The organism is Vibrio sp. Vb1554 (assembly GCF_033344235.1).
The window spans coordinates 1-1,084 of sequence record NZ_JAWPOJ010000409.1; the positions used below are offsets into that span (position 1 = coordinate 1).

The window sequence follows — 1,084 nt, forward strand, 5'->3', positions numbered from 1 at the left end:
AACCGGTTGGTTTAGGAGCTTGCTGTCGTTATGGGTGAAAATATTGCCCTGATCGTTGGCAATAAACATGTAGCCTTCACCCGGAAGGATCACTTGGTTGAGGCTGTTTAAAATATCTCCAATTTCGACATCTGCACCCAGTACAGTTGTTTGGCCGTGCAGTTGTAACGCCTTACCGAGCGACACTACATTCGCACCAGTTGCAGCAGCAACGGTCGGGTTATCCATAAAGACTTTCGATGGATTGGCAATGGCGTTGGTGTACCAGCCCCACTTGCGAGGATCATTATTGCCTGGCGGTAAAATCACCCCATTGGCGTTGTCTTGTGAGCCGTCTGGGTAAGCGAGGAAGACGTTATCGAACGCGCCGGAATCTCGTACCTGCTTCAAGTGCGTCACGATGGCTCGTTTTTCTGACTCAGCAGAAAGGGAGGTGAGTGCTCGCTCTTTAGAGAGTAGCCAGTCACTTACGTACTGGTTGTATGACGCGCTGGTGCTTTCCAGACGCTGGGCAACTTCCGCATCCAACCGTTGTAACGAATCTCGAAAAGACAAGCCCTCGACTAACACGCCCCCAAGGATGATGGCAGCACTGGCCGAGATAGCCAGTTTATTCTTCAGTGATAAATTTTTGAACATAGCAGCGATTAATAGATTTTTTGTACCCAAGCGGCGTTAAGTGTCGGGCTTAATGCCCATTGACCTAAAAGCGCGGGGTAGTTTGTTATTGGTTATTTTCATTCGTATATGATTCGGCGTCGTCGCTGAAAAGCGGTTTTGACGCCGAAATCATCGATTGATTATATTTTACTGCTCAAAATAAATACTGGCGCTATGTCGCGAATTTGAGCTTTATAAGAAATAAGAACCTAATACGAGAGCGGTTTGTTTTATGTATTTGTAAAGTAAGGATTTGTCGCGTTTTGTAAATGATAATTGATTTCATTAAATGGAGATGTAGATCACGTTTGAGCAGTAAATAATCCATTAAAAATGTGAAGGTCATGGAACGAGGATTATATTGATCGGCTTAATCATAGTTATGGGCAATAGTTATGCGCAGTATATTGTTAGTCCCCGCGTT

At 44.8% G+C, this 1,084-nt stretch carries 1 protein-coding gene; it reads right to left on the reverse strand.

The genetic code is table 11. The features are described from left to right. Window positions 1-639, reverse strand: a 639-nt coding sequence (locus R8N28_RS26670) for a cache domain-containing protein (RefSeq protein ID WP_318183849.1), incomplete at its 3' end; no start/stop codon positions are given. Window positions 640-1,084: the final 445 nt, after the last annotated feature.